Genomic DNA, 25892 nt, shown 5'->3' on the forward strand with positions numbered 1-25892 from the left:
GCGCTTGATGCTGGACGGCCACCTGTTCGTCGACGCCCACGTGCACGTGCCGGTGCTGGGCTCGCTGGCGCCCGCCTGGCTGCAGTGGGCCCGCGACTTCGGTCCGGCGGGCCTGCTCGAGCGGGCGTGGGACGACGAGGGACGGCCGCGGCCCGAGGTGCTCGACGACCTCTTCGAGGCCGAGGGCGTCGACGCCGCCCTGCTGTTCTGCGAGTACAGCCCCAAGGCCACCGGCTACCAGCGCTTCGACGACCTGCTGCCGATCGTCGAGCACCACCCGCAGCGGTTCCGCCCGGTGGCCAACGTCAACCCCCACCTGCACTTCCCGATCGCCCGCGAGCTGGAGCGCCAGCTCGACCACGGGGCGGCCGCGCTCAAGCTCCACCCGGTGCACGGAGGCTTCCGGTGCGACGACCGCGCGCTGTGGCCGGCGTACGCCGTGCTGGCCGAGCGGGGCGTCCCCCTGGTCGTGCACTGCGGCACGAGCAGCTTCCCCGGCTCGATGAACGAGCTGGCCCACCCCGAGATCCTGCTGCCCGTGGTCCGCGACTTCCCCGAGCTCGACGTCGTGCTGGCCCACGGCGGTCGCGGCTGGTGGTACGACGCCGCCGCCCACCTCGCGCTGAGCCACCCGACGGTCTGGATCGAGCTCTCGGGCCTGCCGCCGCGCCGGCTGCCCGACTACTACGCCCGCTTCGACCTGGCCCGGCTGGCCCGGCGGTTCATCTTCGGCACCGACTGGCCCGGGGTCCCGGGCACGGCCCGCAACGCCCGCGCGGTCGTGGCGCTCGGCCTCGACGACGAGACGGCCGGGCTGGTGCTGGGCGGCAACGCGCGGGCGGTGTACGCCGGGCTCGACCACCTGGCCGGCTGACCGGTCGACGGCCGCGCCGAGCGCCGGACGGTTTCACCGGATTCGCCCCCCGCGACCCGCGCTGCGTGGGACGCTCGGTCACGGCCCGCGAGGCCGCCCCGAGCCAGCCGTCAGGAGGACGCCGTGCCCACCCCCACCCGTGCGCCCGACCACGTCTTCGTCGCCCCCAGCCTCGTCCGCCGCGTGTTCCAGGTCGTGCTCGTCGCGAGCCTGGCCGGCCTGGCGTACGCCGTGTGGCGCGCCTGGCAGCAGACCGACGCCGCGAGCGGCGCGCTGGCCGTGGGCCTGGCCGTGCTGGTGGTGCTGTGCTGGATGACGCTGCTGATGTCGGTGCCCCAGCGGATCACCATCACCGGGTCGCACATCGTGATCCGGCGGGCGGGGGAGAACCACCGCTTCGACCTGGAGGACCCCGGGGTCGACATGCTGGTGCGCGACGGCTCGGTCGCCTTCGGCCACTACCGCGACAACTGGGTGATCGTGGAGGCCCGCGAGGTCGAGTGGTCGACGTTCATGGACGTCGTGATGGCCTACCAGAATCGCGCCGACCTCAACGCCGAGGCCCGCGACGAGCGCTTCCGGCGCTGATCGGAGCCACCCGCCCGGGCCCGTGCGGAGGCCCGCGCCCGCCGCAGGTGGACCAGACCGGTGGGCGTCCGCGGAGAGTTCTGCAGAAACTTCGGATCCGTGCGGAACCTCGGCCCAGGTCGGGCGATTACCTCATTGCAGAGCTCGGAAAGCGCTCAGACCGAGGGGGGACGAGATGCGGCACGCCCATGAGACCCATCCATCCAGCCCCCTGCGGATCGAGGAGTGTCGTGACGAGCACCGCCACCGCGGGGACGGCCCAGCCGCTCCCGCTCCGGGTGCCTCCGGTCATCGCTCGACCTGACCCTGAGAGCCCGCCCGATGACGTAACCTGTCGGCCACCCCTACCCCCCGTTGGTGGCCGGCAGGTTACTCGGGTTCTCCCGGAGCAGAGGAGTGCGAGCTCGTGGACCTGCGCGACGAGGTCGTCCGCGACGCAGCGGCCGGTGACCCGCACGCGTTCCGGCTGCTCTACGACGCCGTGGCTCCCCGCGTCCTCGCCTACCTCCGGGCCCGCGGGGTCGACGACCCCGAAGGCCTCACCTCCGAGGTCTTCCTCGCCGTCTTCCCCCGGCTGCCCCGTCTCGAGGGTGGTGCCGCCGGCTTGCGGACCCTCGTGTTCTCGGTCGCGCACGCACGCGCGGTCGACGACGTGCGCCGCCGACAGCGCCACCCCGTCAGCTATCCCTACGAGCCCGACCACGACGACCGGGTCGTCGCGTCGGCCGAGCACCACGCGGTGGAGTCCCTCGAGGCCGGACGGGCGCTGGCGCTGATGGACAGGCTCGGAGAGGACCAGCGCGCGGCCGTGATGCTGCGCATCATCGGTGACCTGACGCTCGAGGAGACCGCCGGCGTCATGGGCAAGACCGTGCCGGCCGTCAAGCAGCTGCAGCGCCGGGGCCTGGAGCACCTGCGCCGGCTGATGACCGCGGAGGGGGCACGGTGAGGCCCTCCCAGCTCGAGGCCATGCTGCGCGAGCACGGCGCCGACCTCGACCTCGACACCCCCGACCTGCACGCCCTGGGGCGCGAGCTGGCGCCGCTGCTGGGCCTGGCCGACCAGGCCCCCGAGCCCTCCGCGCAGCTCGCGCGCCTGCTCGCCGGGCACCCGCACCGCTCGCTGGCCCGACGCGCCCGTCGTCCCGGAGCGGTCGCGAGCGCCGTCGTGCTCGCCATCTCGACCGTCGGCGCCACCGGCCTCTCGGCGGCGGCCAACACGCTGCCGGCCCCGCTCCAGCGCCACGTGTCCGACTTCTCGCGCCAGTACCTGCCCTGGGACGCGCCCGCCCCGCTGCACCCGTGGGGCACCTCGGCGCCCGACCTCCCCCTCGCGCCGCCCACCCTGCTGCTGCCCCGCCGTCCCGGCCCCGCCTCCGCCTCGGCGGACGGCGGCGACGCCCCGGGCGTGGACGCGGGCTCTGCGACCGGCGGCACCGGCTCCTCGACGGGCGGGTCCGCGACCGGGTCCGCTCCGGGGTCGACCAGCGGGTCCGGCGGTGCTGGCGGCTCCGCCGATCCTCGCCCAGTCGGGTCCGGGTCCGGCTCGACGAGCGGGTCCGCGTCCGGCACCCCCGACGGCACCCCCGACGGCACCCCGGACGGCACCTCGGACGCTCCCGCCACGGCGTCGGGTCCGGTGACCCCGCTGTCGCCGAAGGTCGGGGCCTCGTCGTCGCAGGGCCCGGACGCCGGCGCCGCGGACGTCCCGTCCGACGGCCCGGCGGCCCTGGCGGCCCCCAGCCCGTCCTCCCACGGCTTCGCGGCCTTCCTCAGCCCCGCGCTCCAGGCCTTCCCGCTGCTGGTGCCGCGTGACGAGCCCGGGACCCTGCTGCCCGGGGGCGACCGCGACGGCCCCGAGCGCGAGCTCCCGCCCGGAGCCCTCGACAGCACCGCCCCGACCCCCGACGCGTCCGACCCGACCACCGAGGCCGGTCCCGACGCCGGCCCGGCCACCACCGGGGAGGCGTCCGACGGCTCCGCGTGGGGCGCGGCGGCGAGCCTGCCCGAGGCCTCGACCCCGCCCGACGCGCAGCCCTCCACCGGGGAGACCGGCGTCGTGGCCTCGCAGCTGCGGCCCCCGGTCCTCGACGCCCCGCCGGCCTCGGCCGCCCCGGCGTCCTGGATCCCCGGCGCGGTGACGGTGACGCTGCCGTGGACCCAGGCCGGTCCGGTGGGCCCGTCCAGCCCCGTCACGGCGATCGGCGGCCTGCCCGCAGGTGCGGGCGAGCCCGCCGGCAGCTCCCCGCTGGTGGTGCCGCCGCTCGAGGTGCCCGCTCCCGGCAGCACCGCCCCCGGCACCGCGGCGCCGGGCACGACCACCGTGGTCCCCGCCCCTGTGTCGCCCGTCGTCCCGTCGGTCCCGGTGCTGCCCCAGCTGCCCGCGCCCGACCCCACCGCGACGCCGTCCCCCGGCGCGAGCGACCCGTCGCCCTCGACCCCCTCGCCGTCCGACGGTGCGGGCAACGGCGCGACCCCGCCGGGCCCGAACGGCCAGTCCAACCAGTCGGGCCAGTCCAACCAGTCGGGCCTGTCCAACCAGTCCGGCCAGTCGGCGTCCTCCGGGGAGCGCGCCCAGGACGCCGGACCCGCCGCCCCGCTCGCGCTCTCGGCCGCCGAGACCCCCGAGACCCCTGCCGAGACGACTGCCGAGACGCCTGCCCAGACGGTCCCCGAGACGCCGGCCCCCGAGACGGCCGTCGCCGCACCTGACCAGGCGCCCGCCGAGACCCCCGCTGCGACGCCCGCCGAGACTCCCGCCGAGATCCCCGCTGCGCCGCCCGCCGAGACTCCTGCCGAGACCCCGGCCGCAGCACCCGACCCGGAGCCCGGGGCCGGGCCCGCGACCGCTGCCGAGCCCGCGTCCGCCACCGCCGAGGACGTCACGCCCTAGCCGCCGCGCCACCGCGCTGTCGGTGGCGGGCCGTAGGTTCGGACCCATCATGAGCACCCCCCTCCACGTCGCCGACGCGGCGTTCGTCACCGACCAGCTGCTGGTCGGAGGCGACCTCGACACCCGGGACCACCAGCGGGCCGCGATCCAGCTGCGCGAGCTGCTCGAGGCGGGCCTGACCCACGTCGTGGACGCCCGGGTGGAGTGGAGCGACCAGGAGTGGGTGCGCGAGCTGGCCCCGCAGGTCGGCTACCTCCACCACGGCATGGACGACGCCGGCCAGCGCGTGCCCGGAGCCTGGTTCGACACGGGCGTGGCGTGGGCCCAGGGGGCGATCGACGGCGGCGGCGTGGTGCTGACCCACTGCCACATGGGCATCAACCGCGGACCGTCCCTGGGCTACGCCGTGATGCTCGCGCAGGGGTGGGACCCCGTCGAGGCGCTCGACCGGATCCGGGCGGCGCGGCCGATCGCGTGGGTGGCCTACGCCGAGGACGCGCTGCGGTGGCACCACCGGCGACGGGGCTCGGGCCGGGTGGCCCTGCGCGACGACGTGCGCCGCCTCGAGCGCTGGCGGGCCGAGCACCAGCTCGACCTGGCCGGCGTCATCCGCCGCAAGCGCGCCCAGGGCTGGTGAGCCGGGGCCGGCTCAGGAGCCGAGCAGGTCGAGCAGCCAGCCGGGGCTCATGGTGCGGGCGCCGAGGCCCTCGACCCGCATCTGCAGGGCGCGGTCGGCGGTGATGACGACGACGGTGTGGCCCTGCGCGCGGGCGGCCGCGGTCTCGCGGGCGATGTCGGCGTCACCGTCCTTGCTGGCGTGGACGGTGCGCAGGTGCGCGTCGCGACCGCGCGGCACGCCGCCCTTGGCCTGGCCCTCGAGCACCAGCACGATCTCGTCGTACGTCGTGTCGGCCACGGCCAGCCGGCCGTGCAGCCGGGCCGCGGCGCCGGCGCGGTCGCGCCACCACCCGTCGGGGCGCGAGCCCACGACGTTGGCGCCGTCGACGACCAGGACGTGCTTCACGGGCCCAGCAGCTCGAGCCGGTCGAACATCGCGGCCGTCGCCCGGCCGCTCGGGGTGCCGGCGTCGAGGTCGGCCCCGGCCCCGACCAGCAGCCGCACGACGTCGTCCTCGCCCTTGAACAGCGCGCCGGCCACCGGCGACTGGTCGCGGTGGTTGCGGGCGTCGGGGTCGGCGCCGCGGGCGAGCAGGGCGGCCACCGTCGCGGCGTGGCCGTGGTACGCCGCGAGCATGAGCGGGGTGTTGCCGTCCGGGTCGGGCACGTCGGCGGGCAGCCCGTGGTCGACGAACCCGGTCAGCTCGTCGGTCATGCCCTCGCGGGCGAAGTGGTGGGCGAGCTCGACCACCCGGGCCGTCTCGTCCGGGGTGAGCGGGCGGTCCTGCGTCATCGGGCCTCCACCAGCCACAGCGTGTGCTCGCCCGGGAGGCCCTTGAGGGTGACGGTCTCCGTGGGGCGCAGCGTCCAGTCCGCCGATTCTCCCACCTGCTCGCGCAGCCGGGCCGCGAGCTCGGTGCTGACCAGCACCTCGCCGCCCTCGGCCAGCGACGCGACGCGGGCCGCCTTGGCCACGTTGCGGCCGAACCAGTCGCCGCCGCGCTCCACGGCGGTGCCGGTGTGCAGCCCGATCCGCACCTTGACCGGGTGCTGGCGCAGCGCCCGCGGGCGGGGGTGGGACAGCCGCTCCTGCAGCTCGAGCGCGGCCGAGAGCGCGAGGGTGGGGGAGGAGAAGACGACCATGTGGCCGTCGCCGTTGCTCTTCACGACGTGCCCGTGGTGGCGGTCGACGACCTGCTCGAGCACCCGGTCGTGGGCCTCGAGCACCTCGACCCACACCTGGTCGCCGACCTCGCTGTTGAGGGCGGTCGAGCCCTCGATGTCGGAGAAGAAGACGGTGACGTTGCCGTCCTCGTCGGCCACGCGGATGATCTCGCTGCGCGCCTCCAGGGCCCACCCGGTGAACTCCTCGATCGAGGACAGCAGCATGCCGCGCACGCCGTGCTCGCGCACCCGGCTGACCGTCTGCACCGCGGTCCGCACGGCCAGCCCGGCGGCCTGCACGGCACGGGGGCTGCGCGCCTCCTCCACGACCACGCCCGCCTCGCGCTCCTCGAGCTCGGCGACGCGCTCGCGCAGCTGTCGGACCCGGGCCGCGAGGACGACCAGCCCGGCCCCGGAGGCCACCAGCAGCACGCCCAGGGCGACGGCGACGAGGGTGGCGGCGGACACGCCCGCCAGCGTGGCACACCGGACATGTCGGGCGGGGACGGTGCTCGCGGTCCGGTCCGTCACCTCGGTCACACTCCCGGGCCCGCACCCCCGAGCACCATCACCAGCAGGTCGGGCCGGCCGTCGGGGAGCCACTCGGGGTGCAGGCGGCCGACCTCGCGCCAGCCGCGGGAGCGGTAGAGGCCGACGGCCCGGTCGTGGGTCGGGACCACGTCGAGCGCCGGCACCCGGCCCTGCTCCCGGATCCAGGCCACCGCGTGGTCGAGCAGGAGCCCGCCCACGCCCCGGCCCGCGTGGTCGTGGGCCACGACCAGCACCGAGACCACCAGCGCCGTGCCGCGGCCGACGACGTCGTCCAGCACCGGGCGCAGGTCCTCGCCGGGCGTCGCGACCGCCACGTGGCCGATCACGACGTCGTCGAGCTCGGCGATCCACGCGGCCCGCTCGGTGGGGCGCACCAGGAAGTCCTCGACCGGGAAGGGCAGCGGCCAGCGCAGGGGGTACGCCGTCAGCGGCTGCTGCGCCGCGACCAGCGCGACCAGGGCCGGCAGGTCGTCGGGGGTCCGCCGCCGCAGCCCGACCGGCGCCCTCACAGCGCCTCGAGGTAGAACCACCGGCCCGCGCGCCGGGCGAACAGGCTGCGCTCGTGGAGCCGCCCCGCGCCCCCGTCGTCGCGCCACGACGCCACGAACTCCACCACGTCGTCGACCGCCTCGAGCACCTCCAGGCGGGTCCAGGTGGTGCTCGGGTCGTGGGTCACCTGCGGGGGCCGGGTCCGCGGGTGCCAGGTGCGCCAGACGTGGTCGATGTCGCCGACGGCGTACGCCGTGTAGCGCGAGCGCATCAGCTCCTCCGGCGTCGCCGCCTGGCGCTCGGAGCGCAGCAGCGGACCGCAGCAGCCGTCCAGCGGCCGCCCGGACCCGCACGGGCAGGGGGCGGAGGCGCTGGGGAGCGGGGAGGAGGGGAGTGGCACCACCGGGCCAGTCTCGCCCACGGGGACTCCCCGGCGTTGCGGCACCGCGTTAGCGTGGGAGAGGTGACGACGTCCCCCCAGAGCCCCACCCCGAGCGCGACGCAGAGCCAGGCGGAGGACCCCGCGTCCCGCCCCACGCCTCGCCCCACGCCTCGCACCGTCGGCCAGCTGCGCGAGAGCGGCCACCGGCTCACCTCCCTGCGCGAGGAGCTGCGCGCCAACCTGGTCGCCGCGCTCCGCGAGGGCCGTGACCCCTGGCCGGGCCTCCACGGCTTCGAGAGCACCGTGATCCCGCAGCTCGAGCGCGCGATCCTGGCCGGTCACGACGTGGTGCTGCTGGGCGAGCGCGGCCAGGGCAAGACCCGGCTGCTGCGCACCCTGGTCGGCCTGCTCGACGAGTGGTCGCCGGTGATCGCGGGCTCCGAGCTGGGGGAGCACCCCTTCGACCCCATCACCCACGCCTCGAAGCGCCGGGCCGCCGAGGAGGGGGACGACCTGGCCGTCGAGTGGCGCCACCGCGACGAGCGGTACGCCGAGAAGCTGGCCACCCCCGACACCTCGGTCGCCGACCTGATCGGCGACGTCGACCCGATGAAGGTGGCCGAGGGCCGCAGCCTGGGCGACCCGGAGACCATCCACTTCGGCCTGATCCCGCGCTCGCACCGCGGCATCGTGGCCATCAACGAGCTGCCCGACCTGGCCGAGCGGATCCAGGTGGCGATGCTCAACGTGATGGAGGAGCGCGACATCCAGATCCGCGGCTACGTGCTGCGGCTGCCGCTCGACACCCTGGTCGTGGCCAGCGCCAACCCCGAGGACTACACCAACCGCGGGCGCATCATCACCCCGCTCAAGGACCGCTTCGGCGCCGAGATCCGCACCCACTACCCGATCGCGCTCGAGGACGAGGTCGCGGTGATCCGCCAGGAGGCCGACCTGGTCGCCGCCGTGCCGGACCACCTCGTCGAGATCCTGGCGCGCTTCACCCGCGCCCTGCGCGAGTCCAGCTCGGTCGACCAGCGCTCCGGCGTCTCCGCGCGGTTCTCGATCGCCGGCGCCGAGACGATCGCGGCCGCCGCCCTGCACCGCGCGGTCTCCCAGGGCGAGGACCAACCCGTCGCCCGCGTGGTCGACCTCGAGACGGCGGTCGAGGTGCTCGGCGGCAAGATCGAGTTCGAGACCGGCGAGGAGGGGCGCGAGGAGCAGATCCTCGAGCACCTGCTGCGCCGCGCCACCGCCGAGACCGTGCGGGCCCACTTCGCCGGGCTCGACCTCGGCCTGCTGGTGCAGGCCATCGAGGACGGCGCCCTGGTCGTGACGGGCGCCCAGGTGACCGGCCGCGACGTGCTGGCCGGGCTCCCGGTGCTGGGCGAGTCCGACCTCTACGACCAGGTCTGCGAGCGGCTGGGCGCGACCGACGACGGCAGCCGCGCCGGGGCGGTCGAGCTGGCGCTCGAGGGCCTGTTCCTCGCCCAGCGGATCAGCAAGGACAGCGGCGACGGGGAGACGGTGTATGGCTGAGCGCTACACGGTGGCCGTGGCGACGGGCTCGCTGCGCGAGGACGACGGCGTGACCCTGCCCCACGAGTGGACCGAGGAGGGCGTCAGCGTGCGCGGGCGGCTCACCGGCGCCCACGTGCTGCACCTGGCCGTCGCCACCTGCGTGCTCAACGACCTCTACCGCGAGGCCCGGGACCGTGGGGTGCCCCTGGCCGGGGTGCACGTCAGTGCCGAGGGTGGCTTCGACATCGTCACCGGCGCCTCCACGGGCGTCGAGTACTCCGTCGCGCTCGACTCCTCCCTGCTCCCCGAGCAGGTCCAGGAGCTGCTGCTGCAGGTCGACGAGGTCGCCGAGGTGCCGAAGGCGCTGCGCGCCGGCATCGACGTGCGTCGGGTCGGCCATGCCTGAGCTGCCGGGAGCGTCCGACCTCGCGGACGGCGACGGCGGTCGGCGGCGACCCCGGGCGCCCGGCGGTCGGCGACGACGCCCGGGCCTGAGGGCGCGCTACGGCCGCTACGCCGGCGGGCCCGACCCGCTCGCGCCGCCGGTCGACCTGGCCGAGGCGCTGGACGCCATCGGCGAGGACGTGATGGCGGGCTACAGCCCCGAGCGGGCGATGCGGGAGTTCCTGCGCCGCGGGGGCCGCGACCAGGACGGCCTGGACGACCTCGCGCGCCGGGTGGCCGACAGGAAGCGCCAGCTGCTCTCCGAGCACGGCCTCGACGGCACCCTGCAGGAGGTCAAGGAGCTGCTCGACCGGGCGGTGCTGGCCGAGCGCGGCCAGCTGGCCCGCGACGTCGACCTCGACGACGGCGACCGGGCGCTGCGCGAGATGCAGCTGGCCAACCTGCCGGCCAGCCCGGCCGCCGCGGTGAGCGAGCTCGCGGCGTACGACTGGACGAGCAGCCAGGCTCGCCAGGACTTCGAGAAGATCAAGGACCTGCTGGGCCGCGAGCTGCTCGACCAGCGCTTCGCCGGCATGAAGCAGGCCCTCGAGAACGCCACCGACGAGGACCGCGCGCGCGTCAACGAGATGCTGCAGGACCTCAACGGCCTGCTGGAGAAGCACCGGCTCGGGGAGGACACCCCCGAGGACTTCGCCGACTTCATGGACCGGCACGGCGACTTCTTCCCCGAGAACCCCCGCGACATCGACGAGCTGATGGACGCCCTGGCCCAGCGGGCCGCGGCCGCCCAGCGGATGCGCAACTCGATGACGCCCGAGCAGCGCGCCGAGCTCGACGCGCTGGCCGGGCAGGCGTTCGGCTCCCCGGAGCTGATGGAGTCGCTGAGCCAGCTCGACGACCACCTCCAGGCGCTGCGACCCGGCGAGGACTGGTCGGGCTCGGAGGACTTCGAGGGCTCCGAGGGGCTCGGGCTCGGCGACGGGACCGGTGTGCTGCAGGACCTCGCCGACCTCGACGAGCTCGCCGAGCAGCTCTCGCAGTCCTACGGCGGCGCCCGGATGGACGACGTCGACGTGGACAAGCTCGAGCGGCAGCTGGGCCAGCAGGCGGGCGTCGACGCGCGCACCCTGGCCGAGCTCGAGCGCGCCCTCAACGAGACGGGCTACCTCAAGCGCAGCTCCGACGGCCAGCTGACGCTCTCGCCCAAGGCGATGCGCCAGCTCGGCAAGGCGCTGCTCAAGGACGTCGCCCAGCGGATGTCGGGGCGCCAGGGCCAGCGCGACGTGCGCCAGGCCGGCGCCGCGGGCGAGCTGTCCGGCGCCAGCCGCGAGTGGGCGTTCGGCGACACCGAGCCGTGGGACGTCACCCGCACGGTCACCAACGCGGTGATCCGCACCGCGGGCGAGGGCGGCGACGCGCGGGCCGGCGTACGCCTGCAGATCGGGGACGTCGAGGTCCAGGAGACCGAGGCCCGCACCCAGGCGGCGGTGGCGCTGCTGGTGGACACGTCCTTCTCGATGGCGATGGCCAACCGGTGGGTGCCGATGAAGCGCACCGCGCTGGCGTTGCACCAGCTGATCAGCACCCGCTTCCGCGGGGACGCGCTGCAGGTGGTGGCGTTCGGCCGCTCCGCCCAGGTGATGGACATCGAGCAGCTGACCGCGCTCGACGCGCAGTGGGACAAGGGCACCAACCTGCACCACGCCCTGCTGCTGGCCAACCGCCACTTCCGCAAGCACCCGGGCGCGCAGCCGGTGCTGCTGGTCGTCACCGACGGCGAGCCCACCAGCCACCTCGAGCCCGACGGCGAGGTCTTCTTCTCCTACCCGCCGCACCCGCTCACCGTGGCCTGGTCGGTCCGCGAGCTCGACAACGCGATGCGCCTCGGCGCCCAGACCACCTTCTTCCGGCTGGGCGACGACCCGGGCCTGGCGCGCTTCCTCGACCAGCTGGCCACCCGCGTGGACGGCAAGGTCGTCAGCCCCGAGCTCGACGACCTCGGCGCCGCCGTCGTCGGCAGCTACCTCGGCGACCGCGACAGCCGGGGCGGCCGGGGCCGCGGCGAGCCCGGGGGCTGGTTCGGCGGCCGGGGGTCGTGGTTCGGCGGCTGAGCCACCCCGGACCCGTGCAACGCTCCGTCACCGGTGGCGCACCCCTGTCCCAGGGGGCACCCACCGACGGCGACGGAGCGTCGCACGCGGTGGCGCTCGGCTCCTAGCGCACCGGCTCGACGACCTCGTGGTCGGTCAGCGTGGCGGCGAGGTGCGTGGTCTGCTCGCGGCCGTCACCGAGCAGGTGGTCGATCGCGGTCAGGCGCGAGGTCATGTGGCCCACGGCGTACTCCGCGGTCATGCCGATGCCGCCGTGGAGCTGGATCGCCTCCTGGCCGACGTGGCGCCCGGCCTTGCTGACCTGCAGCTTGGCGCGGCGGGCGGCCTCGGTGACCAGCTCGGGGCTGGAGCCGTGGTCGGCGATGACCATGGTGGCCCAGGTGACGACGCTGCGGGTGAGCTCTAGGGAGGTGTACATGTCGGCCGCCCGGAAGGTCAGCGCCTGGAACCGGTTGAGCGTCATCCCGAACTGCTTGCGGGTGGTGAGGTAGTCGGTGGTCAGCTTCAGCGCCGACTCCATCAGCCCCAGCGCCTCGTGGCAGTAGGCGATCTTGGCCGCGGCGACGACGCGCTCCAGCGCCGCCATGGGGTCGACCGAGCCGTCGCCGAGCCGGGTGGCCGGGGCGGCGTCGAAGGTGATCCGGGACGCGCGGCCGCCGTCGAAGGTGGCGTACGTCGCGACCTCGACGCCCTCGCCGGGCTCGACGAGGAACAGCCCGAGGCCGTCGTCGGTCCGCGCCGAGACCACGAGCAGGTCGGCCCGGCCGCCGGCGACCACCGGCTCCTTGACGCCGGTGAGGCGGCCGTCCTTCTCCACGACGCCCTCGCCGGCCAGGTCCCAGCGGGTGCCGGGCTCGAGCAGGGCCGCGGCGACGACGCGCTCGCCGGCCGAGATCGCGCCCAGCACGTCCTGCTTCTGCTCGGTGGTGCCGAGCGCGGCGACCAGGCCACCGGCCAGCACGACCGTGTCGACGTACGGCTCGGGGGCGTTGACGCGCCCGAGCTCCTCGGCGACCACGGCCAGCTCGACCGGACCGGCGCCCATGCCGCCGTCGTCCTCGCTGTAGGGCAGGCCCAGCAGGCCCATCTCGGCCAGGCGGCCCCACTGCGCCTCGGAGAACCCGGGGTCCTCCGACGTCGCGGCGCGGCGCTGCTCGTTGTCGAAGCCCTTGAGCAGGCCGCGCACGGCGTCGCGCAGGGCGGTCTGCTCGTCGTCCAGGGTGAAGTCCATGTCAGCTCCTTCGTCGGCTCAGAGGCCGAGGATCGTGCCGGCGATGATCTGGCGCTGGATCTCGTTGGACCCGCCGTAGATCGACGCCTTGCGGAAGTTGAGGTAGTTGGGGGCGCTGACGCGGGCCCAGTCGGGCACGTCGGAGTCCTTGCCGGCCCCGGAGGCCAGGGCCAGCGGCCCGGCGACGTCGACCCACAGCTCGGTCACGGCCTGCTGCAGCTCGGTGCCCTTGAGCTTGAGCACCGAGGAGGCCGGGTGCGGCTTGCCGTCGGAGGAGTGCGCGACCACGCGCAGCGCGGTCAGCTCCAGCGCCAGCAGCTCGTTCTCGAGCTCGACGACCTTGGCCGCGAGCAGCGCGTCGTCGAGCAGTCCGCGCTCGGCGGCGACCTGCTTGAGGCTGGCCAGGCGGCGCTTGGTCTGCGCGACCGGGGCGACGCCGACGCGCTCGTTGCCGAGCAGGAACTTGGCCATCGTCCAGCCCTGGTTCTCCTCGCCGACGAGGTTCTCGCCCGGGACGCGGACGTCCTCGAAGAACACCTCGTTGACCTCGAAGCCGCCGTCGATGAGCTCGATCGGGCGCAGCGTGACGCCCTCGGTGTCCATCGGGACCAGGATCATCGAGATGCCGGCCTGCTTCTTGACCTCGGGGTCGGTGCGGCACAGGCAGAAGATCCAGTCGGCGTGCTGGCCCAGCGTGGTCCACGTCTTCTGGCCGTTGATCACCCAGTCGTCGCCGTCGCGCACCGCCTTGGTGGTGAGCGAGGCCAGGTCGGAGCCGGCGTTGGGCTCGGAGAAGCCCTGGCACCACCAGATGTCGAGGTTGGCGGTGGCCGGGAGGAACTTCTCCTTCATCTCCTGGCTGCCGAACTGCGCGATGACCGGCCCGATCATGCTGGCGTTGAAGGCGAGCGGCGGCGGCACGCAGGCCAGCTCGAGCTCCTCGTGCCAGATGTGGCGCTGCATCGGCGTCCAGTCCTGGCCGCCCCACTCCACGGGCCAGTTGGGCACGGCGTACCCGGCCTCGTTCATGATCCGCTGGGCGGTGACGATGCCTTCCTTGCCGACGTGTCGGCCGGCGGCGATCGTGTCGCGCAGCTCCTGCGGGATCTTGGTGGTGAAGAAGGTCCGCATCTCCTCGCGGAACGCGGTCTCCTCCTCGGTGAGGGCCAGCTGCATGGGGGAGCTCCTGGTGTGGCAGGCGGTGGGATCCCCGTCAGGTTACCGCGCGGTACGAACCGCTCGCGCCCTCAGGAGGCGAGCGCCTTCTCGATGTCGGAGGCGATCTTCTCGGGCTTGGTCGTCGAGCCGTAGCGCTTGAGGACCTGGCCGTCGCGCCCGACGAGGAACTTGGTGAAGTTCCACTTGATCTTCTCGCCGAGCAGCCCCTTCTTCTCCTCGCGCAGCCACTTGAAGACCGGGTGGGCGGCGTCGCCGTTGACGTCGACCTTCTCGAACATGGGGAAGGAGACGCCGTAGTTGCGCTGGCAGAACGCGCCGATCTCCTCGTTGGTGCCGGAGTCCTGCTCGCCGAACTGGTTGCAGGGGAAGCCCAGCACGGCCAGGCCCTGGTCGGCGTACTGCTGGTGCAGCTTCTCCAGGCCCTCGAACTGGGGGGTGAAGCCGCAGGCGGAGGCGGTGTTGACCACCAGGGCCACCTGGCCCTGGTAGGCGCTGAGCGGCTGCTCCTGGCCGTCGATGGTGGTGGCGGTGAAGTCGCTCAGCGTGGTCACGGGTGCTCTCCTGGGGTCGGCGTGCGGGTGGGGGGAACGACGGGGGTTCGGAGCCCATTCCCCCACGGATGGGGACGGACCGTCCAGGAAGCGGGTGCGGCCCGGTAGTTTCTGCCGACATGGCCACCCCCCTGATCGCGTCCGACCCCTCCGCGGACGCGGAGCGCCTGCGGCGGCTGCGCCGGATGCAGGCGGTGGCGCTGGGGCTGCTGGTCCTGGCGGCGGTGGTGTACGTCGCGACGATCGGGCGCACCGGCGTCTGGGGCTTCGTCAACGCCGGTGCCGAGGCGAGCATGGTGGGCGCGATCGCCGACTGGTTCGCCGTGACCGCGCTGTTCCGCCACCCGCTCGGCCTGCCGATCCCGCACACCGCGCTGATCCCCGAGCGGAAGGACACCTTCGGCACCAGCCTCGAGGAGTTCTTCGCCGAGAACTTCCTCCAGGAGCAGGTGATCCGCGAGCGGCTCTCCTCGGCCGACGTGGTCGGCCGGCTCGGCACCTGGCTGACCGACCCCGCCCACGCCGACCGCGTGGTCGCGGAGAGCTCGGTCGCGCTGGCGGTGGGCCTGCGCCGGCTCAAGGACGAGGACGTCGCCGCCGTGGTGCGCGAGGTGATCATCCCGCGCTTCGTCTCCGAGCCGATCTCGCCGGTGGCGGGCGGCTTCCTGGCCGAGGTGGTCCGCGACGGCGCCCACCACGGGCTGGTGGACCTCGCCCTCACCGAGGCCCACGACTGGCTGGTGCAGCACCAGGAGCGCTTCACCCAGGTGATCGGCGAGCGCGCCCCCTGGTGGGCCCCCGACCGGCTCAACGAGGTGATCGTCACCCGGCTGCACCTCGAGGCGATCCGCTGGGTGGCCGACATCCGCAGCGACCCCGACCACTCGGCCCGCCAGGCGCTCGACTCCTTCCTCGCGCAGCTCGCCGACGACCTCCTGAACGACCCCGAGACCCAGGAGCGGGCCGAGAACCTCAAGCAGCGGCTGCTGGAGCAGCCCCAGATGGTGACCACCGGGATGTCGCTGTGGGCGGCCTTCCGCACGGCGCTGCTCGACGCGCTGGAGACCGACGACGGTCCGCTGCGCCGCCGCGCCTCCCAGGAGCTGGCTGCCTTCGGCGGCCGGATCGGCACCGACCGCGCGCTGCACGACCGGCTCGAGGGCTGGGGCGCGGACGTCGTGGTGTGGGCGGTGGGCCGCTACGGCCAGGAGCTGACCTCGGTCATCACCGCGACCATCGCCCGCTGGGACGGCGAGGAGGCGGCCCGCAAGATCGAGCTGCACGTCGGCCGCGACCTGCAGTTCATCCGGATCAACGGCACCATCGTGGGTGGCCTGGTGGGCGTCGTGATCCACGCCGTCACACTGGTGCTGTGAACCCCTTCCGCAGGAGACAGCGCGAGCGCGCCGACGCCGCGCCGCAGGTCGACGAGGTGCCGATCCGCGACGAGATGATCCGGCTGGGCCAGTTCCTCAAGCTCGCCAACCTCATCGAGCACGGCTCCGAGGCCAAGACGGTCACGGCCGAGGGCCTGGTCAGCGTCAACGGCGAGGTCGAGACCCGGCGCGGCCGCCAGCTCGTCGTGGGCGACGTGGTCACCCTGGGCGGGGTCTCCGCCCGGGTGGCGACGGGCGAGGCCGAGCCGGTCGTCGACTGGTAGTGCGACCGGCCGGCCCCCCGGCGTACGACGATCAGCGGACGTCGACGAGGTCCACCACGAAGATGAGCGTCTCGCCGGGGGCGATGACGCCGCCGGCGCCGCGGTCGCCGTAGGCCAGGTGCGAGGGGATGGTGAGGCGGCGACGGCCGCCGACCTTCATGCCCTGGACACCGGTGTCCCAGCCGCTGATGACCTGGCCGACGCCGAGGCGGAAGTCGAGCGGGGCGCCGCGGTTGTACGACGCGTCGAACTCCTCGCCGGTGGAGTGGGCCACGCCCACGTAGTGCACCGACACGGTGCTGCCGGCGGTGGCCTCCTTGCCGTCGCCCTCGGTGAGGTCCACGACCTCGAGGTCGGTGGGGGGCGGGCCGTCGGGGGCGTCGATCTCGGGCTTGTCTGCAGTCATGGCTCCCAGCCTGCCACGCCTTCCCGGGGGCCGTGCAGCGTGGTTGGGTGGAGCGATGGTGCACGGCATCCGCGTCTCCACGGTCAACCTCAGCTCGTCGGACCCACGTGCGCTGGCGCGGTTCTACGCCGACCTGCTGGGCCTGGAGGACCCGGTCGTCGCGGACCCGACGTGGGCGGTGCTGCGGGGCGCCGTGGTGCCGCTCGCCTTCGAGCTCGACGAGCACCACGCGCCGCCGGTGTGGCCCAGCGAGCCGGGCCGACCGACCACCCAGGTGCACCTCGAGGTCCAGGTCGACGACCTCGACGGGGCGCTCGAGCACGCGCTGGCCTGCGGGGCGCGGCTGGCGGCCCACCAGCCGCAGGAGGACGTGCGGGTGTGCCTCGACCCGGCCGGGCACCCGTTCTGCCTGTGGGTCGACCCCTCGGGGGAGGACCCCGCGGGCGGTGACCCCGCCTGAGCCCGGCTCAGGTCTGGTGGACGTAGGAGTCGAGCTGGTCGCGCTCGAACTCCAGCTGCGTCATCCGGCTCTTGACCACGTCGCCGATGCTGACGACGCCGACCAGCCGGGCGTCCTCCACGACCGGGACGTGGCGGATCCGGTGCTCGGTCATCAGCGCCATCAGGGCGTCGAGGTCGTGCTCGGGCTCGCAGGTGCGCACCCGCGCGGTCATGATCTCCGCGACGGTGGCGCCCAGCACGTCGTCGCGGTCGTGCAGCCGGCGCACCACGTCGCGCTCGCTGACGATGCCCTCGACGGTCGAGCGGTCGCTGCTGACGACCACGGCGCCGACGTTGTGCTCGGCGAGCAGGGCCACGAGCTCCTGCACGGTCGCGTCCGGCACGATCGTGATGACGTCGTGGCTCGGCTTGTCCCTGATCACGTCCTTGATCTTCACGACCAGGACCTCCTCGAGGTCGGCGCTGCGGTCCGTCGAAGGTAGCGCTCCCGGGCGCTCAGCGACAGGGGCGGACCACCCGAAGAGGTGAGGTCGCTAGTCGCGGTCGCCGGCGGGCTCCCCGCGGCGGGCGCTGAGGTCGTGGACCGTGCCGCCGCGGTGCGGCTCGTCGTGGTCGGGCACCGAGCCGAGGAAGGCCAGCGCCTGGTCGTGCAGCTTGCCGTTGGTCGCCAGCGCGCTGCCGCCCGTCGGGCCGGCCTCGCCGTCGAGGGAGGTGAACGACCCGCCGGCCTCGCGCACGATCACGTCGAGCGCCGCCATGTCGTAGATCTCCAGCTCGGGCTCGGTCGCGATGTCGACGGCGCCCTCGGCCACCAGCATGTAGGACCAGAAGTCGCCGTACGCCCGCGTGCGCCAGACCCGGCGCGACAGCGAGAGGAAGTCCTCGAGCCGGCCGCGCTCGTCCCAGCCGGACAGCGAGGAGTAGGACAGCGAGGCGTCCTCGATCCGCGACACGTCGCTCACCTGGCACTGGCTGGCCCGCAGCAGCGACTTGCCGGTCCAGGCGCCGCCGCCCTTCATCGCCCACCAGCGGCGGTTGAGCATGGGCGCCGAGACCACGCCGACCACGACCTCGTCGTCGACCATGAGCGAGATCAGCGTCGCCCACACCGGCACGCCGCGCACGAAGTTCTTGGTGCCGTCGATGGGGTCGACCACCCAGCGCCGCTGGCTGTGGCCGGCGGAGCCCTGCTCCTCGCCGAGCACGGCGTCGCGCGGCCGGGCGCGCGACAGGGTGCGGCGGATGTTCTCCTCGACCGAGCGGTCCGCGTCGGTCACCGGCGTCAGGTCGGGCTTGGTCATCACGTGCAGGTCGAGCGCCTTGTAGCGGCTCTCCGACGTGGAGTCCGCGTCGTCGGCCAGCACGTGGGCGAGGCGGAGATCGTCGGTGAAGTCGGACGGCATGGGCACAGGGTATGCGTACCCGCGCGCGGCCCGGCCCGCCTAGTAGTGCTGCTCGCCCGCCTCGCGGCTGGCCAGCAGCCTCCGGAACGACCGCACCCGGTCCACCTCGGTGCCCTCGGCGTCGTCGAGCCCGCACTCCGGCTCGCCCTCGCCGTGGGAGCAGGCGCGCGGGCAGGTCTCGGTGAGCTCGTGCAGGTCGGGGAAGGCCTCGATCAGCTGGGCGACGTCGACGTGGTTGAGGCCGAAGGAGCGGATGCCGGGGGTGTCGACGATCCAGCCGCCGCCGGGCAGCGCCAGCATCAGCGCGCTGACCGAGGTGTGGCGGCCGCGGCCGGTGTGGGCGTTGACCACGCCGACCTCGCGGAAGGCGTCGGGGACCAGGGCGTTGACCAGGGTCGACTTGCCGACGCCGCTGTGGCCGAGCAGCACGCTGGTGCGCCCCGTCAGCCGCTCGAGCACCTCGCTGACGTCGGCGCCGCGCTGCGTCACGACGTACGGCACCCCGAGCGGGCGGTAGCCGGCCAGCACCGGCTCCGGGTCGGCGAGGTCGGCCTTGGTGAGGCACAGCAGCGGGTCCATCCCCGCGTCGTACGCCGCCACCAGCGCCCGGTCGACCAGTCCCTGGCGCGGCTCGGGGTCGGCCAGGGCGGTCACCACCACGAGCTGGTCGGCGTTGGCGACCACCACCCGCTCGACGGGGTCGTCGTCGTCGGCCGTGCGCCGCAGCACCGTGCGGCGCTCGTCGACGAGCACGATCCGGGCCAGGCTGCCGGGGTCGCCGGAGACGTCGCCGACGATCCGGACGTGGTCGCCGACCACGACGCCCTTGCGGCCCAGCGCCCGCGACTTCATCGAGGTGACGACGGTCGGGTCGTCCTCGGGGGCGCCGTCCTCGGTGAGCCGGCAGGTGTAGCGGCCCCGGTCGACGGTGACGACCACGCCGGGCACGGCGTCGTCGAAGCTGGGCCGGTCCTTGGTGCGCGGGCGGGTGCGCCGGCGCGGGCGCTCGTAGCTCTCCGGGTCGTCCGCGCCGTAGCGCCCCGTCGTCACCGAGCGGCCTGCCCGAGGAGACCGGCCCAGACGTCGGCGAACCCGGGGAACGTCTTGGAGGTGGTGTCGACGTCCTCGACCAGGACGCCCTCGACGCGCGAGCCCAGGACGACGGCGGCGTGGGCCATCCGGTGGTCGGCGTACGTCTTGAACTCGCCGCCGTGCAGCGGGGCGGGCGAGATGGCCAGTCCGTCGTCGTGCTCGACGACGGAGGCGCCGAGCCCCCGCAGCTCGACGGCCAGGGCCGTGAGGCGGTCGGTCTCGTGGCCCCGGATGTGGGACACGCCGCGCAGCCGCGAGGGCGAGTCGGCCAGCGCGCACAGCGCGGCCAGGGAGGGGGTCAGCTCACCGACGTCGTGCAGGTCGACGTCGAGGCCGGCGATCGCGCCGGAGCCGCGCACGGTCAGGCCGGCGTCGTCGAGCGTCACCTCGGCGCCCATCCGGGCCAGCAGGTCGCGCAGGGCGTCACCGGCCTGGGTGGTGGCGGCCGGCCACCCCGGGACGGTCACCGAGCCGCCGCTGGTGAGCGCGAGCATGAGGAAGGGGGCGGCGCTGGAGAGGTCGGCCTCGATGGTGACGTCGGTGGCCCGGACCGGCTGCGGCGCGACCCGCCAGCGGTCGGGCTCGCTGTCGTCGACCTCGACGCCGTGCTCGCGCAGGCAGGCGAGGGTCATCTCGATGTGGGGCAGCGACGGGACGGGCGCGCCGCGGTGCTGCACGTCGAGGCCCTCGTCGTAGCGCGCCCCCGCCATCAGCAGGCCGGAGACGAACTGGCTCGAGGCCGAGGCGTCGACGACCACGGTGCCGCCGCGGAGGTGGCCGCTGCCGGTCACGGTGAAGGGGAGGGCCCCGCGGCCGTCGTCGTCCACGGCCACGCCGAGGCTGCGCAGGGCGTCGAGCACCCCGGCCATCGGGCGGGTGCGGGCGTGCGGGTCACCGTCGAAGGCGACCTCGCCGTCGGCGATCGCCGCGACCGGGGGCACGAAGCGCATCACGGTGCCGGCCAGCCCGCAGTCGACCGTGCCGCCGCCCAGCGGCCCCGGCGTGACGGTCCAGTCGGGGCCGGACGTGTCGACGGCCGCCCCCAGGGTGGTGAGGGCGACCGCCATCAGCTCGGTGTCACGCGAGCGCAGTGCCCGTCGCACGACGCTCGGCCCGTCGGCGAGAGCCGCGAGCACCAGGGCCCGGTTGGTCAGGGACTTGGAGCCGGGCAGCACCAGCGACGCGTCGACCGGACCCCGGGCGACGGGGGCGGGCCAGAGCAGGTCGTGCGAGGTCGGCGCAGACGCCTGCGGAGCAGTCTCGGGGGCGGTCACGCCCACGAGACTATCGAGGTCAGGACGTGACGCTCTTGGCGGCGAGCTTCGCCGACAGCTTCGACTCGCGGGCCAGGTGCTTGGCCTCGCGCCGGGCGGTGCGGCCCACGGCCTGGGCGCGGTAGGCGACGCCCGGCTGGCCCTCGGTGTCGACCGCGGCGAGGATCAGGCCGCCCAGGACCGAGAGGTTCTTGAAGAAGTGCAGCTGCTGGGCCTGGCGGGCCTGCGGGTCCTTCTCCTCCCAGAACGGGTGGCCGGCGACCGTGGTCGGCGCCAGTGAGGCGGCCAGCACGGCGGAGGAGACGCGGGGGGCGCGCCCGCGGGCCAGCTGCAGCGCGGCGACGAGCTGCACCGCCGCGTTGAGCCGCACCAGGGTGAGGGCGTCGTGCGGGACCGGCAGCTGGGGGGCGGCCTTGTCGATGGCGGGGACGATCCGGTCGATCACCGGCTTGGACTTCTCGGCCAGGGCGGGCGCGTTCTTGAGCGCGGCGACCGCGCCGACCGCGAAGGTCGAGGCGAGGAGGGGACGGGCGATCAGGCGGATGACAGTCATGCCCCATCCTTACCCCAACCCCGGCGACTCACGCAGCGGTGTCCGGGTCAGGGGACCCGCAGCTCGACGCTGTTTCCGGCGGCCACGGGGTCGGTCCAGCCGCTGGGGGGCGCGACCGCGACCGTGACCACCGCGCCGACCTCGGCCACGACGTCCGCGGCCACGGCCGTCCCGGCGGAGGTGACCGAGCAGGTCAGCGAGGTGCCGCCGCCGGTGCAGCCGGGGCCGGCCGGGCTCAGGTCACCGGCGCTGGTGCGGACCGTGACCGTCGCGCGCCGGCCCGACGGCACGCCCGACACCGACGCCGTCAGCCGGGCCCGCCCCGGGGTGGTCGACGCGACCAGCCGCGCGGTGACGCCCAGGTCGGCCTCGCGGGTCCGCGACGAGCCTGCGGAGCCGGTCGTCCCGGACGCCGCGTCCCGGCCGCCGCCCGCACCCGCGGAGCCCTCCTGTCGGGTGCCGGCGGCCGGGTCGCGGTCCGACGTCGGTGCGGGAGCGGTCGGCGCGGCTGGGGAGGAGGGAGCGGTGGTCGTGGGCGCGCCGGAGGCAGCGCCGCGCGGCCCCTGCGGGGTCCCCGGCACCGCCCGGCTCGGCGAGGGCCGCGCGGTGGGGCCGGCCTGCGGGGAGCTGGTGGCGGCCGTGGCCCCGGCGTCCGGGCCGGACGGGTCGTGGTGGCGGGTGACGACGACGGCGACGCAGCCCACGACCAGTGCCGACGCGACGACGGCCGTCCCCAGGTGGGAGGTCACGGCGTCCCGCGCCCGGCCCAGGCCCAGGCCCGGGCCCGCGGTCGCCGTGGCGGCAGCGGCGCTCGCGCCCCCCACCGCCGCGGCGTACGCCGGAGCGGCCGCGCCGAGCACGACCGGTGCCAGCAACCCCGACAGCGAGGAGTTGACCTCGTCGAGCTCGAGCCACACCGCGGTGCAGGGCCGGCACGTCGGCAGGTGGTCCTCGACCTTGCGGGTGTCGCGCCGCGACAGCCCGCCCCGCACGTAGCCGCCCAGCAGGTCGCGGGCCGTGCGGCAGCCCTCGGGCACCTCCTCGTCGTCGTGGCCGTGCATCGTCACGAACGCCTGGCGCAGGCCCTCGCGCGCCCGGTAGGCGATGGCCGAGACCGTGTTGGGGCTGACGCCGAGCAGCGGGGCCACCTCCGCCGGCTTGCTGTTCTCCACCTCCAGGTGCCACAGCACCAGCTGCCAGCGCTCGGGCAGCGAGGCGAAGGCGCGTGCCGCCGTGCCGCCCTCGAAGTCGGCGACCGCCGGGTCGACGAACGGGACCCCCGGGTCGTGCTCGGTCATGTCGGGGCTGGTGGTGAGGCGGCGCTGCCGGCGGATCCGGTCGACGTGGAGGCGCCGCACGGCCGTGAGCAGGTAGGCGCGGAACGCCTCGTCCGGACCCCCGCCCGACGACGTCGCGGCCAGCGTCCTGGTGAACGCCTCGGAGACCAGGTCGTCCGCGTCGGGCCCCGGCACCAGCACGCCGGCGAGCCGGCGGGCGGCGTCGACGTGGCGGGCGAAGAGCACGCCGAAGGCCTCGGTGTCGCCGGCCCGGACCCGGCCCACGAGCTCGCGGTCCGCCAGGTCGGCGTCCGCCCGCTCCCTCGTCCTGCCGTCCGCGGTGGCCATGGGTGCACAGTGCCCCGCCGCGGGGGGCTCCAACCCAGCCGGTCCCGGCCGCGTCGGGCAGCCGCCCCGAACCGCGTCACGGACGGGCGCCGGTGACGTCTCCTGCACGTGTGCCGACCTGGGTTCGGCACGCGGAGGGAGGGTCGACGGCCGCCGGTGCGCCCCACCGGCGGCCGTCGGTCCGGGGGAGGGCCGTGCGGCGTCCGGGGCGATACCGTGCACGCATGTGTGGTCGCTACGCCTCCAGCCGACGACCCGAGGACCTGGTCGAGGAGTTCGACGTCACCGCGACCGAGGTGCCGCGGCTCGAGCCCGACTGGAACGTCGCCCCCACCAAGGAGGTGTACGCCGTCGTGGACCGGCCGCCGCGCGACGCCGACGGCGAGAAGGACGAGGCAGCGGTCCCCGAGCGGCAGCTGCGGGCGCTGACCTGGGGGCTGGTGCCGTTCTGGGCCAAGGACCCCTCGATCGGCAGCCGCATGATCAACGCGCGGGTCGAGACCGTGGCCGAGAAGCCGGCCTTCCGGCGGGCCTTCGAGCGGCGCCGGGCGCTGGTCCCGGCCGACGGCTACTACGAGTGGTACGCCACCCAGGCGCTGACCAAGGCCGGCAAGCCGCGCAAGCAGCCCTACTTCATCCGGCCGGCGGACGGCGGCGTCCTGGCCATGGCCGGTCTCTACGAGATCTGGCGCGACCCCGACCTGCCCGACGACGACCCGGCCCGGTTCCGCTGGACCTGCACGGTGCTGACGACGGCCGCCGAGGACTCGCTGGGCCGGATCCACGACCGGATGCCGCTGATGCTGACCCCCGACCGGTTCGACGCGTGGCTCGACCCCCGCCGCCACGACCGCGACGAGCTGCTCGGCCTCCTGGAGCCCGCGGCGCCCGGCCGGCTCGAGGCGTTCCCGGTCTCCACGATGGTCTCCTCGGTGCGCAACAACGGCCCGGAGCTGGTGGAGCCGCTCCCGCTGGAGGACCTGCCCGACGACGCCCCGCTCTACCCCCGCGAGCACGGCTGATGCCGACCGAGCGGCTCGTCCCGACCCCCCGGGGCGACGCCCGGCTGGTCGTGCGCCGCGCGAAGCGACCGCTGGCGACGCTCGTGCTCACCCACGGGGCGGGCGGCGGGATCGACGCGCCCGACCTGGTGCGGCTGGCCCGCACGCTGCCGCAGCAGGACGTGTCGGTGACGCTCGTGGAGATGCCCTGGCGGGCCGCGGGTCGGATGGCGCCGCCGCCGCCCGCGATCGACGAGTGCTACCGCGCGGTGCTCGACGGCCTGCGCACCCGTTCGCCGCTGGTCCTCGGTGGCCGCAGCGCGGGTGCCCGCTCGGCCTGCCGCATCGGGCGCGAGGTCGGCGCCCGGGCCGTGCTGGCCCTGGCCTTCCCGCTGCACCCACCGGGCCGGCCCGAGAAGTCGCGCCTCGACGAGCTGCTCGGGGCGCGGGTCCGGACCCTGGTCGTCCAGGGCGAGCGGGACCCGTTCGGGACCCCCGAGGAGTTCCCCGACGACGTCGCCCTGGTGACCGTCCCCGACGGCGACCACTCGCTGAAGGTGCGCCGCTCGGCGCCGCTCAGCCAGGCCGACGCCCTCGACCTGGTCCTGGAGGCGACGCTGGAGTGGATCGTGCGTGACGTGGTCGGGAATCCTCAGCACTAGCCCGCGGTTGTACCCCTCGTCCGAGACTTCACACCTGACCGAGAGGGGAGGGTCCACGTGCTGCAGGCACTCGAGTGGCCCGATCTGGAGCGATCCGTCGAGCCGTCCCCGTTCCGCGCCGTCCCGGTAGGCTGGAACGCGATGACCACCCCTGAGACCACCCCCTCCTCGCTCGTCGACCTCGACGAGGCTCCCGAGCCCGTCGACGTCGCGACCGAGTCCGAGGCCGCCCGCCAGCTGCGCTTCGAGACCGACGCGCTGCCGTTCCTCGACCAGCTCTACTCCGCGGCGATGCGCATGACGCGCAACCCCGCCGACGCCGAGGACCTGGTGCAGGAGACCTTCGCCAAGGCCTACGGCAACTTCCACCAGTTCCGCCCGGGCACCAACCTGAAGGCGTGGCTCTACCGGATCCTCACCAACACCTTCATCAACACCTACCGCAAGAAGCAGCGCCAGCCGCAGCAGTCCATGACCGAGGACGTCGAGGACTGGCAGCTGGCCCGGGCCGAGTCCCACTCCTCCTCCGGCCTGAAGTCGGCCGAGATGGAGGCGCTGGAGCACCTGCCCGACTCCGACGTCAAGACGGCCCTGCAGAACCTCCCCGAGGACTTCCGGTTGGCGGTCTACCTCGCCGACGTGGAGGGGTTCCCCTACAAGGAGATCGCGGAGATCATGCAGACCCCCATCGGCACCGTGATGTCGCGGCTGCACCGAGGCCGTCGTCAGCTGCGCCAGATGCTGACCGAGTACGTCCGCGAGAACGACCTGCTGCCCGACGCCACGGTGGACGCCAAGGTCGAGGCCACGGGAGGCGCGCGATGAGCACCCAGCAGCCCCGTGAGGGCACGACCGGCGCCTCCTCCCTCGAGGGTGTGGACGGCAAGGACTGCTCCGAGGTCCTCGGCCGCGTCTTCTTCTTCCTCGACAACGAGCTCGACCAGGCCGACTGCGCCCAGATCGAGCACCACCTCGAGGAGTGCGGACCGTGCCTGGCGCGCTACGACCTCGAGCGCACCGTCAAGACCCTGGTCGCGCGGTCCTGCTCCGAGCAGGCGCCCGAGGGCCTGCGCCAGCGCGTGATGTTCTCGATCCGCGAGGTCCAGGTGGAGATCACCCGCAGCGAGTGAGGGCCGATTCGCCTCGACGGCCCCGGCCTGCGAGGATGTACGCCGTTCCCGGCACCTCACGGGACTGA

At 74.7% G+C, this 25892-nt stretch carries 30 protein-coding genes; 15 read left to right on the forward strand and 15 right to left on the reverse strand.

Annotation, left to right across the window (positions count from 1 at the left end; translation table 11 throughout):
- Positions 1-7 precede the first annotated feature (7 nt).
- The 5 genes from BLU55_RS17795 (at position 8) to BLU55_RS17815 (ending at position 4991) form a co-directional block, all read left to right on the forward strand.
- On the forward strand, positions 8-874 hold the full coding sequence (locus BLU55_RS17795; protein ID WP_091732502.1) for an amidohydrolase family protein: 867 nt from the start codon (positions 8-10) through the stop codon (positions 872-874).
- Between the two features lie 123 nt (positions 875-997).
- The gene (locus tag BLU55_RS17800) at positions 998-1462 is read left to right on the forward strand and encodes a hypothetical protein (protein ID WP_091732505.1); all 465 of its coding nucleotides are present in this window, start codon (positions 998-1000) and stop codon (positions 1460-1462) included.
- Positions 1463-1868: 406 nt separating this feature from the next.
- Positions 1869-2411, forward strand: coding sequence for an RNA polymerase sigma factor (locus BLU55_RS17805; RefSeq protein ID WP_091732508.1), 543 nt, complete (start codon positions 1869-1871; stop codon positions 2409-2411).
- Entirely contained in the window at positions 2408-4354 is a 1947-nt protein-coding gene (locus tag BLU55_RS17810; RefSeq protein ID WP_091732511.1) for a hypothetical protein, read from the forward strand. Before BLU55_RS17805 ends, BLU55_RS17810 begins: the two co-directional genes overlap by 4 nt.
- Positions 4355-4403: 49 nt before the next feature.
- Positions 4404-4991 (forward strand): dual specificity protein phosphatase family protein, encoded by a 588-nt coding sequence (locus tag BLU55_RS17815; RefSeq protein ID WP_091732512.1) that lies wholly within the window; start codon positions 4404-4406, stop codon positions 4989-4991.
- 12 nt (positions 4992-5003) lie between these two features.
- Here BLU55_RS17815 and BLU55_RS17820 read toward each other — a convergent pair whose 3' ends face one another.
- From BLU55_RS17820 to BLU55_RS17840, 5 genes are all read right to left on the reverse strand, one after another.
- Positions 5004-5378 (reverse strand): NYN domain-containing protein, encoded by a 375-nt coding sequence (locus tag BLU55_RS17820; RefSeq protein WP_091732515.1) that lies wholly within the window; start codon positions 5376-5378, stop codon positions 5004-5006.
- Positions 5375-5764 carry an ankyrin repeat domain-containing protein gene (locus BLU55_RS17825; protein WP_091732518.1) on the reverse strand — a complete coding sequence of 130 codons (390 nt, stop codon included), beginning with the start codon at positions 5762-5764 and terminating at the stop codon, positions 5375-5377. The genes BLU55_RS17820 and BLU55_RS17825 overlap by 4 nt, the downstream gene beginning before the upstream one ends.
- Positions 5761-6603, reverse strand: coding sequence for an adenylate/guanylate cyclase domain-containing protein (locus BLU55_RS17830; RefSeq protein WP_091732520.1), 843 nt, complete (start codon positions 6601-6603; stop codon positions 5761-5763). The genes BLU55_RS17825 and BLU55_RS17830 overlap by 4 nt, the downstream gene beginning before the upstream one ends.
- Before the next feature lie 68 nt (positions 6604-6671).
- Positions 6672-7196, reverse strand: coding sequence for a GNAT family N-acetyltransferase (locus tag BLU55_RS17835; protein WP_197681039.1), 525 nt, complete (start codon positions 7194-7196; stop codon positions 6672-6674).
- Positions 7193-7579, reverse strand: coding sequence for a YchJ family protein (locus tag BLU55_RS17840; protein ID WP_231916943.1), 387 nt, complete (start codon positions 7577-7579; stop codon positions 7193-7195). The genes BLU55_RS17835 and BLU55_RS17840 overlap by 4 nt, the downstream gene beginning before the upstream one ends.
- A 165-nt stretch (positions 7580-7744) precedes the next feature.
- On the opposite strand from BLU55_RS17840, the gene BLU55_RS17845 reads away from it, so the two are divergent.
- The 3 genes from BLU55_RS17845 to BLU55_RS17855 are packed head-to-tail and all read left to right on the forward strand — an operon-like array spanning position 7745 to position 11595.
- Positions 7745-9097, forward strand: a complete 1353-nt coding sequence (locus BLU55_RS17845) for a magnesium chelatase (RefSeq protein ID WP_091734209.1) — start codon at positions 7745-7747, stop codon at positions 9095-9097.
- Positions 9090-9485, forward strand: coding sequence for an OsmC family protein (locus BLU55_RS17850; protein WP_091732523.1), 396 nt, complete (start codon positions 9090-9092; stop codon positions 9483-9485). Before BLU55_RS17845 ends, BLU55_RS17850 begins: the two co-directional genes overlap by 8 nt.
- Positions 9478-11595 carry a vWA domain-containing protein gene (locus BLU55_RS17855; protein ID WP_172833934.1) on the forward strand — a complete coding sequence of 706 codons (2118 nt, stop codon included), beginning with the start codon at positions 9478-9480 and terminating at the stop codon, positions 11593-11595. The genes BLU55_RS17850 and BLU55_RS17855 overlap by 8 nt, the downstream gene beginning before the upstream one ends.
- Before the next feature lie 103 nt (positions 11596-11698).
- On the opposite strand, the gene BLU55_RS17860 is transcribed toward BLU55_RS17855, so the two are convergent.
- The 3 genes from BLU55_RS17860 to BLU55_RS17870 form a co-directional block, all read right to left on the reverse strand.
- Entirely contained in the window at positions 11699-12826 is a 1128-nt protein-coding gene (locus BLU55_RS17860; RefSeq protein WP_091732526.1) for an acyl-CoA dehydrogenase family protein, read from the reverse strand.
- A gap of 18 nt (positions 12827-12844) precedes the next feature.
- Positions 12845-14002: an acyl-CoA dehydrogenase family protein gene (locus tag BLU55_RS17865; RefSeq protein WP_091732529.1), complete on the reverse strand. Its 1158-nt coding sequence runs from the start codon at positions 14000-14002 to the stop codon at positions 12845-12847.
- Between the two features lie 71 nt (positions 14003-14073).
- On the reverse strand, positions 14074-14556 hold the full coding sequence (locus BLU55_RS17870; RefSeq protein WP_091732531.1) for a glutathione peroxidase: 483 nt from the start codon (positions 14554-14556) through the stop codon (positions 14074-14076).
- A gap of 119 nt (positions 14557-14675) precedes the next feature.
- On the opposite strand from BLU55_RS17870, the gene BLU55_RS17875 reads away from it, so the two are divergent.
- Both BLU55_RS17875 and BLU55_RS17880 read left to right on the forward strand, forming a co-directional pair.
- A complete protein-coding gene (locus BLU55_RS17875; RefSeq protein WP_091732534.1) occupies positions 14676-15932 on the forward strand; it encodes a DUF445 domain-containing protein in 1257 nt (418 codons plus the stop codon).
- A 62-nt stretch (positions 15933-15994) separates the two neighbouring features.
- The gene (locus BLU55_RS17880) at positions 15995-16216 is read left to right on the forward strand and encodes an RNA-binding S4 domain-containing protein (RefSeq protein ID WP_269457962.1); all 222 of its coding nucleotides are present in this window, start codon (positions 15995-15997) and stop codon (positions 16214-16216) included.
- Between the two features lie 31 nt (positions 16217-16247).
- On the opposite strand, the gene BLU55_RS17885 is transcribed toward BLU55_RS17880, so the two are convergent.
- On the reverse strand, positions 16248-16622 hold the full coding sequence (locus BLU55_RS17885; protein WP_091732537.1) for an FKBP-type peptidyl-prolyl cis-trans isomerase: 375 nt from the start codon (positions 16620-16622) through the stop codon (positions 16248-16250).
- Between the two features lie 55 nt (positions 16623-16677).
- Here BLU55_RS17885 and BLU55_RS17890 point away from each other — a divergent pair, with 55 nt between their 5' ends.
- The gene (locus BLU55_RS17890) at positions 16678-17082 is read left to right on the forward strand and encodes a VOC family protein (RefSeq protein ID WP_091732539.1); all 405 of its coding nucleotides are present in this window, start codon (positions 16678-16680) and stop codon (positions 17080-17082) included.
- Between the two features lie 7 nt (positions 17083-17089).
- Here BLU55_RS17890 and BLU55_RS17895 read toward each other — a convergent pair whose 3' ends face one another.
- The 6 genes from BLU55_RS17895 to BLU55_RS17920 form a co-directional block, all read right to left on the reverse strand.
- Complete coding sequence (locus BLU55_RS17895; protein ID WP_091732542.1) at positions 17090-17521, reverse strand: CBS domain-containing protein; 432 nt, start codon at positions 17519-17521, stop codon at positions 17090-17092.
- A 96-nt stretch (positions 17522-17617) separates the two neighbouring features.
- The gene (gene hisN / locus BLU55_RS17900; protein WP_091732544.1) at positions 17618-18487 is read right to left on the reverse strand and encodes a histidinol-phosphatase; all 870 of its coding nucleotides are present in this window, start codon (positions 18485-18487) and stop codon (positions 17618-17620) included.
- A gap of 39 nt (positions 18488-18526) precedes the next feature.
- Complete coding sequence (gene rsgA / locus BLU55_RS17905; protein ID WP_091732546.1) at positions 18527-19537, reverse strand: ribosome small subunit-dependent GTPase A; 1011 nt, start codon at positions 19535-19537, stop codon at positions 18527-18529.
- Positions 19534-20853, reverse strand: coding sequence for a 3-phosphoshikimate 1-carboxyvinyltransferase (gene aroA / locus BLU55_RS17910; protein ID WP_231916944.1), 1320 nt, complete (start codon positions 20851-20853; stop codon positions 19534-19536). The genes rsgA and aroA overlap by 4 nt, the downstream gene beginning before the upstream one ends.
- A gap of 19 nt (positions 20854-20872) precedes the next feature.
- Positions 20873-21406 carry a DoxX family membrane protein gene (locus tag BLU55_RS17915; protein WP_091732549.1) on the reverse strand — a complete coding sequence of 178 codons (534 nt, stop codon included), beginning with the start codon at positions 21404-21406 and terminating at the stop codon, positions 20873-20875.
- A 47-nt stretch (positions 21407-21453) separates the two neighbouring features.
- A complete protein-coding gene (locus BLU55_RS17920; protein WP_091732551.1) occupies positions 21454-23031 on the reverse strand; it encodes a sigma-70 family RNA polymerase sigma factor in 1578 nt (525 codons plus the stop codon).
- Between the two features lie 224 nt (positions 23032-23255).
- Here BLU55_RS17920 and BLU55_RS17925 point away from each other — a divergent pair, with 224 nt between their 5' ends.
- The 4 genes from BLU55_RS17925 to rsrA all read left to right on the forward strand — a co-directional run bounded on the left by BLU55_RS17925 (position 23256) and on the right by rsrA (position 25824).
- Entirely contained in the window at positions 23256-24053 is a 798-nt protein-coding gene (locus BLU55_RS17925; protein ID WP_091732554.1) for an SOS response-associated peptidase, read from the forward strand.
- On the forward strand, positions 24053-24694 hold the full coding sequence (locus BLU55_RS17930; RefSeq protein ID WP_091732556.1) for an alpha/beta hydrolase family protein: 642 nt from the start codon (positions 24053-24055) through the stop codon (positions 24692-24694). Before BLU55_RS17925 ends, BLU55_RS17930 begins: the two co-directional genes overlap by 1 nt.
- A 141-nt stretch (positions 24695-24835) precedes the next feature.
- Positions 24836-25519: a sigma-70 family RNA polymerase sigma factor gene (locus tag BLU55_RS17935; RefSeq protein ID WP_091732559.1), complete on the forward strand. Its 684-nt coding sequence runs from the start codon at positions 24836-24838 to the stop codon at positions 25517-25519.
- Positions 25516-25824, forward strand: coding sequence for a mycothiol system anti-sigma-R factor (gene rsrA, locus BLU55_RS17940; RefSeq protein WP_091732562.1), 309 nt, complete (start codon positions 25516-25518; stop codon positions 25822-25824). The genes BLU55_RS17935 and rsrA overlap by 4 nt, the downstream gene beginning before the upstream one ends.
- Positions 25825-25892 lie beyond the last annotated feature (68 nt).

It is taken from the genome of Nocardioides scoriae, from assembly GCF_900104965.1.
GTDB lineage: Bacteria > Actinomycetota > Actinomycetes > Propionibacteriales > Nocardioidaceae > Marmoricola > Marmoricola scoriae.